General features: G+C 54.2%; 1 protein-coding gene. It reads left to right on the forward strand.

Going from position 1 to position 393, the window contains the following annotated elements:
• A partial coding sequence (locus ACSZO1_RS22745; protein ID WP_437616681.1) for a DDE-type integrase/transposase/recombinase occupies positions 1 to 393 on the forward strand: 393 nt, incomplete at both ends.

Below are 393 nucleotides of genomic sequence, written 5' to 3' on the forward strand. Positions count from 1 at the left end.
GTTTATGGTTATCGCAAGATCCATCTGGACTTGCGGGATAGCGGGCAACAGTGCGGAGTGAACAGAGTCTGGCGACTGATGAATCGTGCCGGGATAAAGGCTCAGGTCGGGTACCGGAGCCCGCGGGCACGCAAAGGCGAGGCCAGTATCGTATCGCCCAACAGGCTCCAGCGACAGTTCAATCCGGATGCTCCGGATAAGCGTTGGGTAACGGACATAACCTACATCAGGACCCACGAAGGCTGGCTGTATCTTGCTGTGGTTGTTGATCTGTTCTCACGCAAAATTATCGGCTGGTCAATGCAATCCCGAATGACAAAGAACATTGTCCTGAACGCACTGCTGATGGCTGTATGGCGGCGTAATCCCCAAAAACAGGTGCTGGTTCACTCG

It is taken from the genome of Erwinia sp. V71 (assembly GCF_965644245.1).
Classification (GTDB): domain Bacteria; phylum Pseudomonadota; class Gammaproteobacteria; order Enterobacterales; family Enterobacteriaceae; genus Erwinia.